This is a genomic window from Janthinobacterium sp. PAMC25594, from assembly GCF_019443505.1.
GTDB lineage: Bacteria > Pseudomonadota > Gammaproteobacteria > Burkholderiales > Burkholderiaceae_D > Janthinobacterium.
Genome location: NZ_CP080377.1, coordinates 2,334,496 through 2,349,450, shown reverse-complemented (window position 1 = coordinate 2,349,450; position 14,955 = coordinate 2,334,496). Strand labels below are relative to the sequence as shown.

Annotated in this window: 9 protein-coding genes, 2 tRNA genes and 3 rRNA genes; 7 read left to right on the top strand and 7 right to left on the bottom strand. The window is 56.3% G+C overall.

Going from position 1 to position 14,955, the window contains the following annotated elements; genetic code table 11:
- Positions 1–50: 50 nt before the first annotated feature.
- Together KY494_RS10565 and KY494_RS10560 are read right to left on the bottom strand one after the other, a co-directional pair.
- Positions 51–809 (bottom strand): LytTR family DNA-binding domain-containing protein, encoded by a 759-nt coding sequence (locus tag KY494_RS10565; protein WP_096234411.1) that lies wholly within the window; start codon positions 807–809, stop codon positions 51–53.
- A gap of 63 nt (positions 810–872) precedes the next feature.
- Positions 873–2,165: a sensor histidine kinase gene (locus tag KY494_RS10560; protein ID WP_219890898.1), complete on the bottom strand. Its 1,293-nt coding sequence runs from the start codon at positions 2,163–2,165 to the stop codon at positions 873–875.
- Between the two features lie 573 nt (positions 2,166–2,738).
- Here KY494_RS10560 and KY494_RS10555 point away from each other — a divergent pair.
- From KY494_RS10555 to KY494_RS10530, 6 genes are all read left to right on the top strand, one after another.
- Positions 2,739–4,269 (top strand): 16S ribosomal RNA (locus tag KY494_RS10555).
- A gap of 99 nt (positions 4,270–4,368) precedes the next feature.
- Positions 4,369–4,445: transfer RNA gene (locus KY494_RS10550), tRNA-Ile, on the top strand.
- A 19-nt stretch (positions 4,446–4,464) separates the two neighbouring features.
- A tRNA-Ala gene (locus tag KY494_RS10545) sits at positions 4,465–4,540 on the top strand.
- 237 nt (positions 4,541–4,777) lie between these two features.
- Positions 4,778–7,653: ribosomal RNA gene (locus KY494_RS10540) — 23S ribosomal RNA — on the top strand.
- Positions 7,654–7,791: 138 nt separating this feature from the next.
- Positions 7,792–7,904, top strand: a 5S ribosomal RNA gene (gene rrf / locus KY494_RS10535).
- Together the 16S, 23S and 5S rRNA genes with 2 tRNA genes alongside form the textbook arrangement of a ribosomal RNA operon.
- 113 nt (positions 7,905–8,017) lie before the next feature.
- Entirely contained in the window at positions 8,018–9,316 is a 1,299-nt protein-coding gene (locus KY494_RS10530; RefSeq protein WP_219891559.1) for a leucine-rich repeat-containing protein kinase family protein, read from the top strand.
- A gap of 53 nt (positions 9,317–9,369) precedes the next feature.
- On the opposite strand, the gene KY494_RS10525 is transcribed toward KY494_RS10530, so the two are convergent.
- Together KY494_RS10525 and KY494_RS10520 are read right to left on the bottom strand one after the other, a co-directional pair.
- A complete protein-coding gene (locus tag KY494_RS10525) occupies positions 9,370–10,635 on the bottom strand; it encodes a nitronate monooxygenase (protein WP_219890897.1) in 1,266 nt (421 codons plus the stop codon).
- A gap of 186 nt (positions 10,636–10,821) precedes the next feature.
- Positions 10,822–11,307, bottom strand: coding sequence for a YajQ family cyclic di-GMP-binding protein (locus KY494_RS10520; RefSeq protein WP_010396032.1), 486 nt, complete (start codon positions 11,305–11,307; stop codon positions 10,822–10,824).
- A 182-nt stretch (positions 11,308–11,489) separates the two neighbouring features.
- Here KY494_RS10520 and murB point away from each other — a divergent pair, with 182 nt between their 5' ends.
- Positions 11,490–12,518 carry a UDP-N-acetylmuramate dehydrogenase gene (murB, locus tag KY494_RS10515; RefSeq protein WP_219890896.1) on the top strand — a complete coding sequence of 343 codons (1,029 nt, stop codon included), beginning with the start codon at positions 11,490–11,492 and terminating at the stop codon, positions 12,516–12,518.
- On the opposite strand, the gene KY494_RS10510 is transcribed toward murB, so the two are convergent.
- Genes KY494_RS10510 through cheB form a run of 3 tightly spaced genes read right to left on the bottom strand, consistent with a single transcriptional unit; the run spans position 12,519 to position 14,946 of the window.
- Complete coding sequence (locus KY494_RS10510) at positions 12,519–12,833, bottom strand: pyrimidine/purine nucleoside phosphorylase (protein WP_219890895.1); 315 nt, start codon at positions 12,831–12,833, stop codon at positions 12,519–12,521.
- A gap of 24 nt (positions 12,834–12,857) precedes the next feature.
- On the bottom strand, positions 12,858–13,883 hold the full coding sequence (locus KY494_RS10505) for a diguanylate cyclase (protein ID WP_219136473.1): 1,026 nt from the start codon (positions 13,881–13,883) through the stop codon (positions 12,858–12,860).
- A gap of 10 nt (positions 13,884–13,893) precedes the next feature.
- A complete protein-coding gene (gene cheB / locus KY494_RS10500) occupies positions 13,894–14,946 on the bottom strand; it encodes a chemotaxis-specific protein-glutamate methyltransferase CheB (RefSeq protein ID WP_219136472.1) in 1,053 nt (350 codons plus the stop codon).
- Positions 14,947–14,955: the final 9 nt, after the last annotated feature.

The window sequence follows — 14,955 nt, the reverse complement described above, 5'->3', positions numbered from 1 at the left end:
GGAAGAGATCAAGGCGCCGCGCCGGCATGGGCCGGGCGGCGGCGGGCGACTTACATTTGCTTGAACAGGTGCAAGAAGCTGCGGCTCACTTCGAGCTTGTCGGATTTGCCTTTGATGAGTACCAGGTGGCGGCCGCGGATGTCGCGCGTCACGCCTTCGATGGCATTCACGTTGACCAGGGTGGCGCGGTGGATTTGCCAGAACAGCGCAGGGTCGAGCTCTTCGGCCAGATCGCGCACGGGCTTGCGGATCAGTGCCTCGTACTTGGCGGTTTGCACGCAAGTGTATTTCTCATCCGAACGGAAAAATAAAATCTCTTCCACCGGGATCATGCGCAAGTCCTGGCCGATGCTGGCCTGTATCCATTGCAAATAGGTGGGCTTGGCCGTGATTTTTTCCGCCAGCTGCGACAGCATGGCCGTAACGCTGCTGTTGACGTCCAGCGCAGGCTTGTTCAGGTGCGTTTTCAGGCGCTCCACCGTCACCAGCAAACGCTCATGCTCGGGCGGCTTGAGCACATAATCGACGGCGCCCCGCTCGAAGGCTTCGACGGCGTGGGTGTCGTAGGCCGTGACGAAGACGATATGCGTCTTGCTGCCTATCACTTGCGCCGCCTCCATGCCCGTCTTGCCCGGCATGCGGATATCGAGGAAGGCAAAGTCGGGCTTGAGTTGCTCCACCAGTTCGATCGCTTCGTCGCCATTCTTGGCTTCGCCGATGATTTCCAGTTCGGGCCAGGCCTGGCCCAGGCGCAGGCGCAGCTGGTCGCGCATCAGTCTTTCGTCGTCGGCAATAATAGCGGTAGGCATAGGTCTCAAGTGTGAACAGGCGAAGATTGATTATTCAATGATTTAGCGTTTTTATCAACTGTCTTATTTGGACAGCTGATATGGCACTTCGATCACGGCACACACGCCGGACGGTTGATTTGGCGTAATGGTCAGGCTGCCCTGGTCGCCATGCAGCAGCTTCAGGCGTTCGCGGATGGTGGGCAAACCCAGTCCCGTGCCATCGCTGGGCACCACGCCAAAGCCCAGGCCGTCATCGGTGACGATCACGCGCAGCTTGCTATGCGCCACTTCTGCCACGATGCGCAGGGTGCCGCCTTCCGGCTTGACTTCCAGTCCGTGCTTGATGGCATTTTCCACCATCGATTGCAGCATCATGGGCGGGAAGGCGGCGCTGCGCAGGCCATCGGGAATCTGGAAGTCGACGGTCAGGCGTTCCTCCATCCGCATTTTCAGCAGGTTCAGGTACGCTTGCACCATGTCCGCTTCGCGGCCCAGGTTGGTAATCAGGGCGTTGTCGCGCATTTGCGGCAGTACGGCGCGCAGATACTGGATCAGGCTGCGCTGCATCTTGGCTGCGCGCGGCGGATCGACCTGGATCAGGTGCTCGACGGAAGCGAGCGTATTGAACAGGAAATGCGGCTCGACTTGCGCCTGCATCATCTGCATCTTCGCTTCGCTGAGCTGGCGCTGCATGGATTCGCGTTCGGCCGCCTCATTCGCGGTGACAGTTTCCGCCTCGGCGCGTTTCTTGCCGCCAACCAGGGCTTTCATGGCGAAAAGGGCCAACACCAGCAAGGACACGAAACTCTTGAACCAGGTGGACGCTTGCTGGTGGTAGCGCGACACTTTTTGCTCCGCCGCATCATCGACCGCTTCTTCGATGGCATTCGACAGCTCTTCGCCGATTTGTGGCGGCAGTTCAATATGGACTTCTTCGCCCGAAGCATTCGTCGTTACTGGATAGCTGGGCTTGGCGGGGGCGGCCGGTGGTTGGGGCGGCTCAGGCGGCACGGCGCTGGCTTGGGCGTCCGCCTCGGCGGCATCGACTGGATCGCTGGCGGCGTCGGCCGTGCTGCTACGCCGGTTCTTGCTGTTGCGGGGATTGAAATGGATGCCGGTATCGTCGATCAGGATATTGGTATCACCCGTGCCCTTGCTGCTGCGTTTATGCGACTTGATGACAACTTCTTCGTCCGGGCTGGACGAGAACAGCTCATCTTGCAAAATGGAGCCGGCGATCAGGGCCAGCGCCGCGAACAGGAAAAATTTCCACCAGGACAGTTGGGTAACCCAGGTTGTCGTCGCGTCGAATGCCCGTTGCAACCAGGCGAGAATGGTTTTCAACAATTGGGGCAGGCTGGAAATCGGAAGCATGGGGCACTTTCAAGTACAAGAGTTAATCGACGCAGCGGGCAAGTTTAACCCCTTGTTGAGTAGCGTCAGAGTCTGATGTTGCCACTGTGCCTAAAGACCACGAACTACGCCAGCCGATTGCGACAGGCTGCACAAAAAGGCGCTTGAAGTGAAGACAAGGCTTGCTGGGCGGAGAGGGCGAGAAAATAGCCCTTGCGGGGCGTGCGAGGCGGGGCTATAATTCGCCCCCTCGCTGAACGATGCATGCAAATGCTGAGTGAGGCGGGTAAAAAAGAAGGTTGACGAAATGCTGAAAAAGCTTCATACTCTTCCTTCTTCGCAGCTGACAAACACAACGCTTTGTCGATAGCGCGAAAGCAGTACCGAATACCGTTCTTTAACAATTAACAGTCGATAAGTGTGGGCATTTGATGTAAGTGCAGCGCCAATCTTCGGATTGGCGTCTAACTTAAAATATCAAATGTTCACAAGAAATAATGAAATAGGATACTTCTTCGGAAGTAGCCTGTCAGTTTTTTGAGTGAGCGACCCGTCGCAAGACGGTGCCAATAAAATGGCAAAGTAACAGAGATTAAACTGAAGAGTTTGATCCTGGCTCAGATTGAACGCTGGCGGCATGCCTTACACATGCAAGTCGAACGGCAGCACGGAGCTTGCTCTGGTGGCGAGTGGCGAACGGGTGAGTAATATATCGGAACGTACCCTAGAGTGGGGGATAACGTAGCGAAAGTTACGCTAATACCGCATACGATCTAAGGATGAAAGTGGGGGATCGCAAGACCTCATGCTCGTGGAGCGGCCGATATCTGATTAGCTAGTTGGTAGGGTAAAAGCCTACCAAGGCATCGATCAGTAGCTGGTCTGAGAGGACGACCAGCCACACTGGAACTGAGACACGGTCCAGACTCCTACGGGAGGCAGCAGTGGGGAATTTTGGACAATGGGCGAAAGCCTGATCCAGCAATGCCGCGTGAGTGAAGAAGGCCTTCGGGTTGTAAAGCTCTTTTGTCAGGGAAGAAACGGTGAGAGCTAATATCTCTTGCTAATGACGGTACCTGAAGAATAAGCACCGGCTAACTACGTGCCAGCAGCCGCGGTAATACGTAGGGTGCAAGCGTTAATCGGAATTACTGGGCGTAAAGCGTGCGCAGGCGGTTTTGTAAGTCTGATGTGAAATCCCCGGGCTCAACCTGGGAATTGCATTGGAGACTGCAAGGCTAGAATCTGGCAGAGGGGGGTAGAATTCCACGTGTAGCAGTGAAATGCGTAGATATGTGGAGGAACACCGATGGCGAAGGCAGCCCCCTGGGTCAAGATTGACGCTCATGCACGAAAGCGTGGGGAGCAAACAGGATTAGATACCCTGGTAGTCCACGCCCTAAACGATGTCTACTAGTTGTCGGGTCTTAATTGACTTGGTAACGCAGCTAACGCGTGAAGTAGACCGCCTGGGGAGTACGGTCGCAAGATTAAAACTCAAAGGAATTGACGGGGACCCGCACAAGCGGTGGATGATGTGGATTAATTCGATGCAACGCGAAAAACCTTACCTACCCTTGACATGGCTGGAATCCTTGAGAGATCAGGGAGTGCTCGAAAGAGAACCAGTACACAGGTGCTGCATGGCTGTCGTCAGCTCGTGTCGTGAGATGTTGGGTTAAGTCCCGCAACGAGCGCAACCCTTGTCATTAGTTGCTACGAAAGGGCACTCTAATGAGACTGCCGGTGACAAACCGGAGGAAGGTGGGGATGACGTCAAGTCCTCATGGCCCTTATGGGTAGGGCTTCACACGTCATACAATGGTACATACAGAGCGCCGCCAACCCGCGAGGGGGAGCTAATCGCAGAAAGTGTATCGTAGTCCGGATTGTAGTCTGCAACTCGACTGCATGAAGTTGGAATCGCTAGTAATCGCGGATCAGCATGTCGCGGTGAATACGTTCCCGGGTCTTGTACACACCGCCCGTCACACCATGGGAGCGGGTTTTACCAGAAGTAGGTAGCTTAACCGCAAGGAGGGCGCTTACCACGGTAGGATTCGTGACTGGGGTGAAGTCGTAACAAGGTAGCCGTATCGGAAGGTGCGGCTGGATCACCTCCTTTCTAGAGTTTGCACGAATCAGTCATGATTCACGCATCAAATGTTCACACTTATCGGCTGTTTAATTAAGAAGAAACAGTAGTCGTCAGTAGCACCGCGTTGGGGCTGTAGCTCAGCTGGTTAGAGCACCGTGTTGATAACGCGGGGGTCGTTGGTTCGAGTCCAACCAGCCCTACCAGCTAATTAGTAAAATCTCAGGGGGATTAGCTCAGCTGGGAGAGCACCTGCTTTGCAAGCAGGGGGTCGTCGGTTCGATCCCGTCATCCTCCACCACGTTTTACCGAAAGTACAAATGTAAGCCTCTGGGTTTAGATTTGATCTTTTAGCGATCAAAGCTGTTTCGTTCTTTAACAATCTGGAAGAAGTAAAGATTATTTATTGATCGGTTTGCCGTAAAAAGCGAATCGATGGGTAATGATTGTATGTATCAACAAACAAGCAACAACGTTGTACTTTCTTATCCTTGTAGCGCTCTTTGATTATTTAGGTAATCAGAGGCTAACGTTATAGGGACAAGCGAATAAGTGCACATGGTGGATGCCTTGGCGATTACAGGCGATGAAGGACGTAGTAGCTTGCGATAAGCTGCGGGGAGTGAGCAAACACACTTTGATCCGCAGATTTCCGAATGGGGCAACCCACCCTTTTAGGGTATTGCATACTGAATACATAGGTATGCAAGGCGAACGCGGCGAACTGAAACATCTAAGTAGCTGCAGGAAAAGAAATCAACCGAGATTCCCAAAGTAGCGGCGAGCGAAATGGGAAGAGCCTGTACGTGATAGTCGGACCGATAACAGAATCCCCTGGAAATGGGAGCCATAGTGGGTGATAGCCCCGTATGTGAAATTGGACCGGTGATACTAAGCGTACGACAAGTAGGGCGGGACACGTGACATCCTGTCTGAATATGGGGGGACCATCCTCCAAGGCTAAATACTCGTAATCGACCGATAGTGAACCAGTACCGTGAGGGAAAGGCGAAAAGAACCCCGGAAGGGGAGTGAAATAGATCCTGAAACCGTGTGCATACAAACAGTAGGAGCGGACTTGTTCCGTGACTGCGTACCTTTTGTATAATGGGTCAGCGACTTACATTCAGTGGCAAGGTTAACCATATAGGGAAGCCGTAGAGAAATCGAGTCCGAATAGGGCGATCAGTCGCTGGGTGTAGACCCGAAACCAAGTGATCTACTCATGGCCAGGATGAAGGTGCGGTAACACGCCCTGGAGGTCCGAACCCACTAATGTTGAAAAATTAGGGGATGAGCTGTGGGTAGGGGTGAAAGGCTAAACAAACTTGGAAATAGCTGGTTCTCTCCGAAAACTATTTAGGTAGTGCCTCAAGTATCACCATCGGGGGTAGAGCACTGTTATGGCTAGGGGGTCATTGCGACTTACCAAACCATTGCAAACTCCGAATACCGATGAGTGCGAGCTTGGGAGACAGACGTCGGGTGCTAACGTCCGGCGTCAAGAGGGAAACAACCCAGACCGCCAGCTAAGGTCCCAAAGATTGGCTAAGTGGAAAACGAAGTGGGAAGGCTAAAACAGTCAGGATGTTGGCTTAGAAGCAGCCATCATTTAAAGAAAGCGTAATAGCTCACTGATCGAGTCGTCCTGCGCGGAAGATGTAACGGGGCTAAGCCAGTCACCGAAGCTGCGGATATCCTTTATTGGATATGGTAGGAGAGCGTTCTGTAAGCCTGCGAAGGTGTCTTGTAAAGGATGCTGGAGGTATCAGAAGTGCGAATGCTGACATGAGTAGCGATAATGGGGGTGAAAAGCCTCCACGCCGTAAGCCCAAGGTTTCCTGTTCAACGTTCATCGGAGCAGGGTGAGTCGGCCCCTAAGGCGAGGCAGAGATGCGTAGCTGATGGGAAGCAGGTTAATATTCCTGCACCGTCGTATGATGCGATGGGGGGACGGATCGCGGAAGGTTGTCCAACTGTTGGAATAGTTGGTTTTTGACTCATAGAAGGCACTTAGGCAAATCCGGGTGCGGAATTCAAGGGGTTGAGACGAGTGAATTTATTCATGAAGCAATCGGAAGTGGTTCCAAGAAAAGCCTCTAAGCTTCAGTCATACGAGACCGTACCGCAAACCGACACAGGTGGGCGAGATGAGTATTCTAAGGCGCTTGAGAGAACTCGGGAGAAGGAACTCGGCAAATTGGTACCGTAACTTCGGGAAAAGGTACGCCCCGGTAGCTTGACTGGTTTACTCCAGAAGGGTGAAAGGGTTGCAATAAACTGGTGGCTGCGACTGTTTAATAAAAACACAGCACTCTGCAAACACGAAAGTGGACGTATAGGGTGTGACGCCTGCCCGGTGCTGGAAGATTAAATGATGGGGTGCAAGCTCTTGATTGAAGTCCCAGTAAACGGCGGCCGTAACTATAACGGTCCTAAGGTAGCGAAATTCCTTGTCGGGTAAGTTCCGACCTGCACGAATGGCGTAACGATGGCCACACTGTCTCCTCCCGAGACTCAGCGAAGTTGAAATGTTTGTGATGATGCAATCTACCCGCGGCTAGACGGAAAGACCCCATGAACCTTTACTGTAGCTTTGCATTGGACTTTGAACCAATCTGTGTAGGATAGGTGGGAGGCTTTGAAGCGGGGACGCTAGTTCTCGTGGAGCCAACCTTGAAATACCACCCTGGTTTGTTTGAGGTTCTAACCTTGGTCCGTTATCCGGATCGGGGACAGTGCATGGTAGGCAGTTTGACTGGGGCGGTCTCCTCCTAAAGTGTAACGGAGGAGTTCGAAGGTACGCTAGATACGGTCGGACATCGTGTTGATAGTGCAATGGCATAAGCGTGCTTAACTGCGAGACTGACAAGTCGAGCAGGTACGAAAGTAGGACATAGTGATCCGGTGGTTCTGTATGGAAGGGCCATCGCTCAACGGATAAAAGGTACTCTGGGGATAACAGGCTGATTCCTCCCAAGAGTTCATATCGACGGGGGAGTTTGGCACCTCGATGTCGGCTCATCACATCCTGGGGCTGTAGCCGGTCCCAAGGGTATGGCTGTTCGCCATTTAAAGTGGTACGTGAGCTGGGTTTAAAACGTCGTGAGACAGTTTGGTCCCTATCTGCCGTGGGCGTTGGAAATTTGAAGGGGGCTGCTCCTAGTACGAGAGGACCGGAGTGGACGTATCTCTGGTGTACCGGTTGTCACGCCAGTGGCATTGCCGGGTAGCTAAATACGGAAGAGATAACCGCTGAAAGCATCTAAGCGGGAAACTTGCCTTGAGATGAGATTTCCCAGAGCCTTGAGCTCTTTGAAGGGTCGTTCAAGACCAGGACGTTGATAGGCTGGGTGTGGAAGTGCAGTAATGCATTAAGCTAACCAGTACTAATTGCCCGTACGGCTTGTCCCTATAACCTTAGCAGGTACAGAGGATAAGACGGTACAACGTTGCGTGTGTGTTGATACTACTATTCATTACCCAATCTTTGCTTCTTCCAGATTCATGGCTTTGTCGCTCCACTGAGGACAAACGCCGGTACAAGTTATGCCTGATGACCATAGCAAGTTGGTGCCACCCCTTCCCATCCCGAACAGGACCGTGAAACAACTTTGCGCCGATGATAGTGCTGCAACCAGTGTGAAAGTAGGTTATCGTCAGGCTTGTTATACGCAGTAGAGAAAAACCCGATCAGCAATGGTCGGGTTTTTTTTCGTCTGGTGGTTTTAGCCATACCAGCACTTGCCGGGTTTTTGAAAGGGATATCTTGTCTGCTGTGCATACACTGGAGCAATTACGCACTGGCCAACTGGCCGGCGTGCGCCGTCTGACGCTGTCCTGTGGCTTGAGCGACTTCCCGCGTGAGATATTCGACTTGGCCGACAGCCTGGAAATTCTTGATTTGTCGGGCAATGCGCTGTCCTGCCTGCCTGACGATTTGCCGCGCCTGCACAAGCTGCGCATCATTTTTTGCTCGGATAATCTGTTCACCACTTTGCCTGCCGTGCTCGGTTCCTGCCAGAAACTGAGCATGATCAGCTTCAAGGCGAACCAGATACGCCACGTGCCGGCCACAGCCTTGCCACCCAGGCTGCGCTGGCTGACCCTGACCGACAATGCCATCGAAGTCTTGCCGGATGAACTGGGCAAGTGCGGGCAATTGCAGAAACTCATGCTGGCGGGAAATTGCCTGGCCAGCTTGCCCGCCTCCCTGGCCAATTGCCGCCAGTTGGAACTGGTGCGCATTGCCGCCAACCGTTTCACGGCGCTGCCCGACTGCCTGCTGTCTTTGCCGTGCCTGAGCTGGCTTGCGTACGCGGGCAACCCGTTCACGGAAGCACGCGAACTGGCAACCCTGACCGATGCCGGTGCGGCGGGTGTGGCCTGGCCCCGCCTGGCATTGGCGCAGCAGCTGGGCGAGGGCGCATCGGGCGTGATATACCGTGCCCGCCTCGATGGGCGTGATGATGTCGCCGTCAAAGTATTCAAGGGGGCGATGACCAGCGACGGCTTGCCACGCAGCGAAATGGCCGCCTGTGTCGGCGCGGGTGCTCATCCGGGCCTGATTCCCATTCTTGGGACGCTCGATGGGCATCCGCAACAGGCGATGGGCCTGGTCATGCCGCTCATCGATGCTGCCTTCCGCAACCTGGCCGGTCCGCCCAGCCTGGCATCATGCACGCGCGATGTGTATGTCGATGGCGTGCACTTTGATGCACCACAAGCGCTGGCCATTGCCCATGGCATCGCCTCGGCCGTGTGCCAGTTGCATGCGCGCGGCATCGTCCATGGTGATTTGTATGGCCACAATATCCTGCATGCGGATGGTGGCGCCTGCCTGCTGGGCGACTTTGGCGCGGCGTCCATGTTTGCGCCCGGCTCGTCGCAGGGGAACTTGCTGCAGAGTATAGAGGCGCGCGCTTTTGGCGTGCTGCTGGGCGAGTTGATCGCGCATTGCGCGACGCCCTTGCCCGTCTTGCAGACTTTGCAGCAAGCTTGCCTGCAAGAAGAAGTGCTGCGGCGGCCCAAGTTCGACGTGATCAAACGGGCATTGCTGGAAATGTTCCCAGCATAAAAAATGGCGCAGCCTTCGCAGGCTGCGCCATTTTCATTTCAGGCTGGCAAGATTCAGCCAGGTACCTGGATTTCTTTTTCCGGCAGGGCGATCTGGTTGTCGACGCTGAACTGGTAGTCCTTGAAGACGTGTTCGGCCGTCAGGATCTGGTATTCGCCGTTGTCGAGCTTGTGCGTGGTGTCCTTCAGACGATACGTGTAATGGCCGCAGGTCCAGCAGTTGAAGTTGCGCATGTGCGTGCACAGGCAGGTCTTGTCCATCACGACGACGGTTTTTTGCTCGGGATGGGCCGCCACTTCGCGGTTGTACGAGTTGATGTACGCGCAGTTGCCCGTAGCGTCGAGCAGATAGCCATACGATTCGCAGCCTGGACGGATGCCGGCGCCGATGGCGGGCGTGTTTTTCAGCATGCGCATCGGGTAGCCCGTCGGCGAGACGCCGTTGACGATGATGTCTTCTTCCGAGGCTTTGTAGTATTCCTGCTTGACCTTGTTTGGCAAGCCGCATTCCTCGGTGACGGTAAAGCGCGTCGCCACTTGCACGCCGGCTGCGCCCGCTTCCAGGAAGGAGACGGCATCGCTGCCCGTGAAGATGCCGCCAGCGGCGATCAGCGGGATGTCCAGCTGTTCCGTCTTCAGGTAGGCGAGGATTTCGGCGGTAATCGTGTGCAGGTCGTAATTGGCCCAATCCATGCCGAAACCCAGGTGGCCGCCGGCCAGCGGGCCTTCGACGATGATGAAGTCGGGCAGGCGGTCCAGCTTGGCGTTCTTGCGCAGGAAAATCTGCAAGGCGCGCACGGACGAGACGATGATGCCCAGCTTGGCATCGCGGAAACGCGGATGGTCGGCGATCAGTGCAAACGAGCCGAAGTGCAGGCCGGCCGACAGGGTGATGCCGTCGATGCCCGCGTCCAGCGCCGCATTCAGGCGCACGCGCAAAGTCTCGCGGGGGCCATTCATGGTCAGCTTTTCCATGCAGTTGACGAAGATCAGGCCATCGCCCTTTTTCGCTTCCATGGTGCGGCCGATATGCAGACGCTGCGCTTCCGCCAGACGGCCCAGGTCGAACTGCACCACGGCCTTGTCGCTGTTGTTGATGTTGAATTTGTACAGTTTCGTCTTGTCTTTGACGAAGGTGGTGTCGAAACGACGATCCGACACATCTTCCACCATGGCATCGGAGATATGGCCGATACCGTTCAGCCGGGCCGCTTCCAGGGCCAGCTCCGACGTGGAAATATCCACACCCATTCCGCCTATCATGATGGGCACATATTCTTTTTTGCCAAATCGCAGGCGGAAATCATCAACACGTTTCATTGCTATCCTTAGACTACCGTGGTTATCACTGAGCCAGATGTACGGTCAAGCCCGCCGCCGGTCAGGCGCGCGGGCGCATGTAGCTGTGCGCAGCTTCAATTCTACCCCAAGCGGGCAGGCAGGCTCTCCGGGCAGCTTGCCACCATGCCGGTGCAAGCGCGTGCCGGATCGCGCGCTTCATCGAAATTAATCGCGGAAATTGTTAAATTCCAGCGGCATGTCGGGCACGTCCTTGCGCAGCATGGTCATGGCCGCCTGCAGGTCATCGCGCTTGGCGCCCGTGACGCGCACGGCTTCGCCCTGGATGCTCGCTTGTACCTTCATCTTGCTGTCCTTGATGACACGCACGATTTTCTTGGCATCATCCGACTCGATGCCATTCTTGATCTTGATGATCTGCTTGACCTTGTCGCCGCCGATTTTCTTGATGTCACCTTCGTCGAGGAAGCGTACATCGACCTTGCGCTTGGTTAATTTGTTCGTCAGTACGTCGCGCACCTGGCTGAGCTGGAATTCCGAATCCGCAAACGCGGTCAATTCGTTTTCCTTGTGTTCGACGCGGGCGTCGCTGCCCTTGAAGTCGAAGCGCGTCGTGATTTCCTTGTTGGATTGCTCGACGGCATTCTTGACTTCGATCATATCAGCTTCGGAGACTACATCAAATGACGGCATGGTCTGTTCCTTTCGTGTTAGAGCGAACGCGCTCGTAGCGCGCCGGGCGCGCGCATTCTTTGCAAAATGGCACAGCCTCGTTAAAGATGCGACATTTTAACGGACAACGGACGGCCTGCCCTTGTCTTGCGCTGGTTTTTTGTCGGTTTCACTCTATAATCGAGCAAAATAATCGCTATCCCTTGTCTGCAGAGCTCACCATCGAACACAATTACTCCCTCCAGCGCCTGAATACCTTCGGCATCACGGCCAACGCGGCCGCCTACGTACGCATCACTTCGCAAGCCGAATTGCAGGCCGCGTTGCAAGATCCCGCCTTGTCCGCCATGCCGCGTTTGATACTGGGCGGCGGCAGCAACATTGTCCTGACGGGCGACTTTCCCGGCGTCGTGCTGCACATGGCCACGCGCGGCATGCGCCTGGCGCAGGCGGACTTCGAGACCATCCTCGTCACGGCCGCCGCCGGTGAAAACTGGCACGACTTCGTGCAGTGGACCCTGGCACAAGGCGTGGGCGGGCTGGAAAACCTGTCGCTGATCCCCGGTACGGTGGGCGCGGCCCCTATCCAGAATATTGGTGCGTATGGCGTTGAAATCAAGGATTATCTGCATAGCGTGAGCGTCATGCACAGCGCCAGCGGCATCGTCTTCGACATGGACCGCGACGCATGCCATTTCGCTTACCGCGACAGCATTTTCAAGCAGGCAGACGGGCGCGAGCTGATCGTGCTGGAAGTGACGTTTGCCTTGCCGGCCCAGTGGCAGCCGAATTTGCGTTATGCGGAACTGGCGCAGGCCGTGGCCGAGCGCAATCTTGCCGAACCGACGCCGCAACAGGTGGCTGAAACGGTGATGGCGATACGCCGGCGTAAATTGCCCGACCCGGCCGTGATCGGCAATGCGGGCAGCTTCTTCAAGAACCCCGTGGTGTCACGTGAGCAGTGTGTGGCCTTGCTGGAACGTTTTCCCGCGCTCGTCCACCATGCTCAGCCCGATGGCACGGAAAAACTGGCGGCCGGCTGGCTGATCGATCAGTGTGGCTGGAAGGGAAAAAACCTGGGGCCCGCGGGAGTGTATCCCAAGCAGGCGCTGGTTCTGGTGAATAATGGCGGCGCTCGTGGCGCGGACATTACCCGGCTGGCGAAAGCGATACAGGATGACGTCGAGGCGAAATATGGCGTGCGCCTGTCGCCCGAGCCTGTGTTTGTTTAATCAACCGAAGTGGCAGACGTAATCCACGGTTTCCGTTGTTTCGATGTCAAAATAGCTATTGCCCGGGATACTGAATTGCGTGCCCGCGGCATAGCTGTTCCATTCTGTCGCGTCGGCCAGGCGCACCTTGCACAGGCCGCCGACGATTTCCATCGTTTCCGGCGCGCCCGTGTTGAAGCGCAGCGATGACGGAAAAATCACGCCCACGCTTTTCTTCGTGCCGTCGGCCAGGATGACATTGTGCGAGACGCACTTGCCGTCAAAGTAGATATTCGACTTTTTGACGACGCTGACTTTGTCCAGTTGTGTGCTCATGCTTCACTTTCCTTCAGTTAAAAATCAGTCTTCGACGTCATCGGCGCTCAACACGCTGTTGCGTCCGCCGCGCTTGGCCGCGTACAGGGCCTGGTCGGCGCGGTTGATCAGTTGCTCGACCGTCGAGTCCGGAGACGGCACGATGGTGGCCACGCCGATCGAGATGGTGACGATGCCCGTGCTGGTCGCCGGGTTCTCGATCTGCAAACCCTCCAGGTGACGCCGGCACGCTTCGGCGATCAGCAAGGCCCCTGCGGCCTGCGTTTCGGGCAGGATCAGGGCGAATTCCTCGCCCCCATAGCGGGCTGCCAGATCGGCCGGGCGTTTCAGATGTTCTGTCAGCACGGCGGCCACTTTTTTCAGGCCCAGATCGCCCGCCAGGTGGCCAAAGTGATCGTTATAGCTTTTAAAATGGTCGATATCGCAGAAAAGCAGGCTCAGCGGCGACTTGTCGCGCTGGCCCCGCTGCCATTCGAATTGCAGGGTTTCATCGAAGCGGCGGCGGTTGGCGATGCCTGTCAAGCCATCGAGGGCGGCGAGTTTTTGTAATTCAATATTCGCATCGGCCAGGTTTTTTTGGCTTTCGCGCAGGAAGCGAAATGCCTGGTCGCGCTGCAGGCGGCTGATGTGCGCGTTGGAATGGTAGCGTATGCGTGCCAGCAATTCCAGGCGGTCCGGCAGTTTCACCACGTAATCATTGGCGCCGACGGCAAAGCTGTGGGCCTTCAGTTTCGGGTCATCCTTGGCCGACAGCACGATCACTGGCACATGCGCGAGCGCCGCGTGTTCGCGGTACAGCTGGATCAGCGCGAAGCCGTCGATGCCCGGCAGCACCAGGTCTTGCAGGATGACGGTCGGTTGCAAGCGCAGCGCCGTGTCCAGCGCCTGCGTGGCGTCGGTCACGTAATGAAACTCGATATCCTGCTGGTCGCTCAGCATGCGCCGGATTGCCTCAGCAATGATCAACTGGTCGTCCACCAGCAGCACGCTGACCTTGAATTCGGTCAATGCGGGCTCATGCAGGGTGAAACTGGAGGAAAATTCTGGCATTGCATTCTTTTCAGATGTTAGGGGAGGGCTCCCACCCATTGTTGAGTTTTGCGCCCAGGCGGTTGCGCAGGCTGGCGCCTATTCTATCCAATGGCAGGATTTGTTGCGCTGCATCGAGTTCGGCCGCGGCGCGCGGCATGCCATACACGGCACTGCTGGCCTGGTCTTGCGCTATCGTCGTCTTGCCCGCGCGGCGCATGGCCAGCAAGCCGTCGCCGCCATCGCGGCCCATGCCTGTGAGCAACACGCCGATGGCGTCGCCGCGCCAGTGCTGTGCCACGCAATGAAAGAAGACATCGACGGAAGGACGGTAAACATAGTCGCGTGGTGCCGCATCGTAACCCAAACGATAATTTTGATCTAGCAGCAAGTGATCATTGGTCCTGGCGACCAGCACGCTGCCGGCCACCAGTTCGTCGCCCTCGGCGATCACGCGCACCGGCATGTCCAATTGATCGTCCAGCCATTTGGCGAAGTGCGAGGCAAAGGTTTCATCGATATGTTGCACCACCACGATGGCGCAGCCGGGCGGCGCCGTCCAGCCGGACAGCACCTTGGCCACCGCTGACGGCCCGCCCGTCGAGGCGCCGATGGCCAGCAGGGTCGACACCTGGCCGTCGCCCCGTTCGCCGCCATTGCCGTTTGCCTGGCGCGGCGGCGGCGCTTCGGCGCTGTGGCGTATCAGCTTGCCGATGGTCTTGATCTTGGCCAGCAGTTCGCTGTCGCCGCCCACTTCCCCTTGCAGCACGGGCGTGGCCGTGACGTCGAGCGCGCCGGCGCCCAGCGCGCGGAACACCTGATTGACATTGTCCTGCGGGCGCCCCGTGACCACCAGGATGGCGCACGGGCTTTGCTCCATGATCAGGCGCGTCGCTTCCACGCCATCCATCTCCGGCATGTTCAGGTCCATCAGGATCAGGTCGGGACGGTTGCCCTCGCACATGCGCACTGCCTCCAGTCCCGTGCGGGCGATCCACAGCACCTGGTGCTCCTGCGTGCTGGCGACCACTCGGCGCAGGGCCTCGGCGGCCATGGCGACATCGTTAACAATGGCAATTTTCATGAAGTACGA

Bases quoted from the DNA above. Each gene is read 5' to 3' on its own strand.
- KY494_RS10560 (WP_219890898.1), bottom strand. From the start codon at position 2,165: ATGCTTCCGATTTCCAGCCTGCCCCAATTGTTGAAAACCATTCTCGCC.
- cheB (WP_219136472.1), bottom strand. From the start codon at position 14,946: ATGAAAATTGCCATTGTTAACGATGTCGCCATGGCCGCCGAGGCCCTG.
- KY494_RS10565 (WP_096234411.1), bottom strand. From the start codon at position 809: ATGCCTACCGCTATTATTGCCGACGACGAAAGACTGATGCGCGACCAG.
- KY494_RS10505 (WP_219136473.1), bottom strand. From the start codon at position 13,883: ATGCCAGAATTTTCCTCCAGTTTCACCCTGCATGAGCCCGCATTGACC.
- KY494_RS10520 (WP_010396032.1), bottom strand. From the start codon at position 11,307: ATGCCGTCATTTGATGTAGTCTCCGAAGCTGATATGATCGAAGTCAAG.
- KY494_RS10525 (WP_219890897.1), bottom strand. From the start codon at position 10,635: ATGAAACGTGTTGATGATTTCCGCCTGCGATTTGGCAAAAAAGAATAT.
- KY494_RS10510 (WP_219890895.1), bottom strand. From the start codon at position 12,833: ATGAGCACACAACTGGACAAAGTCAGCGTCGTCAAAAAGTCGAATATC.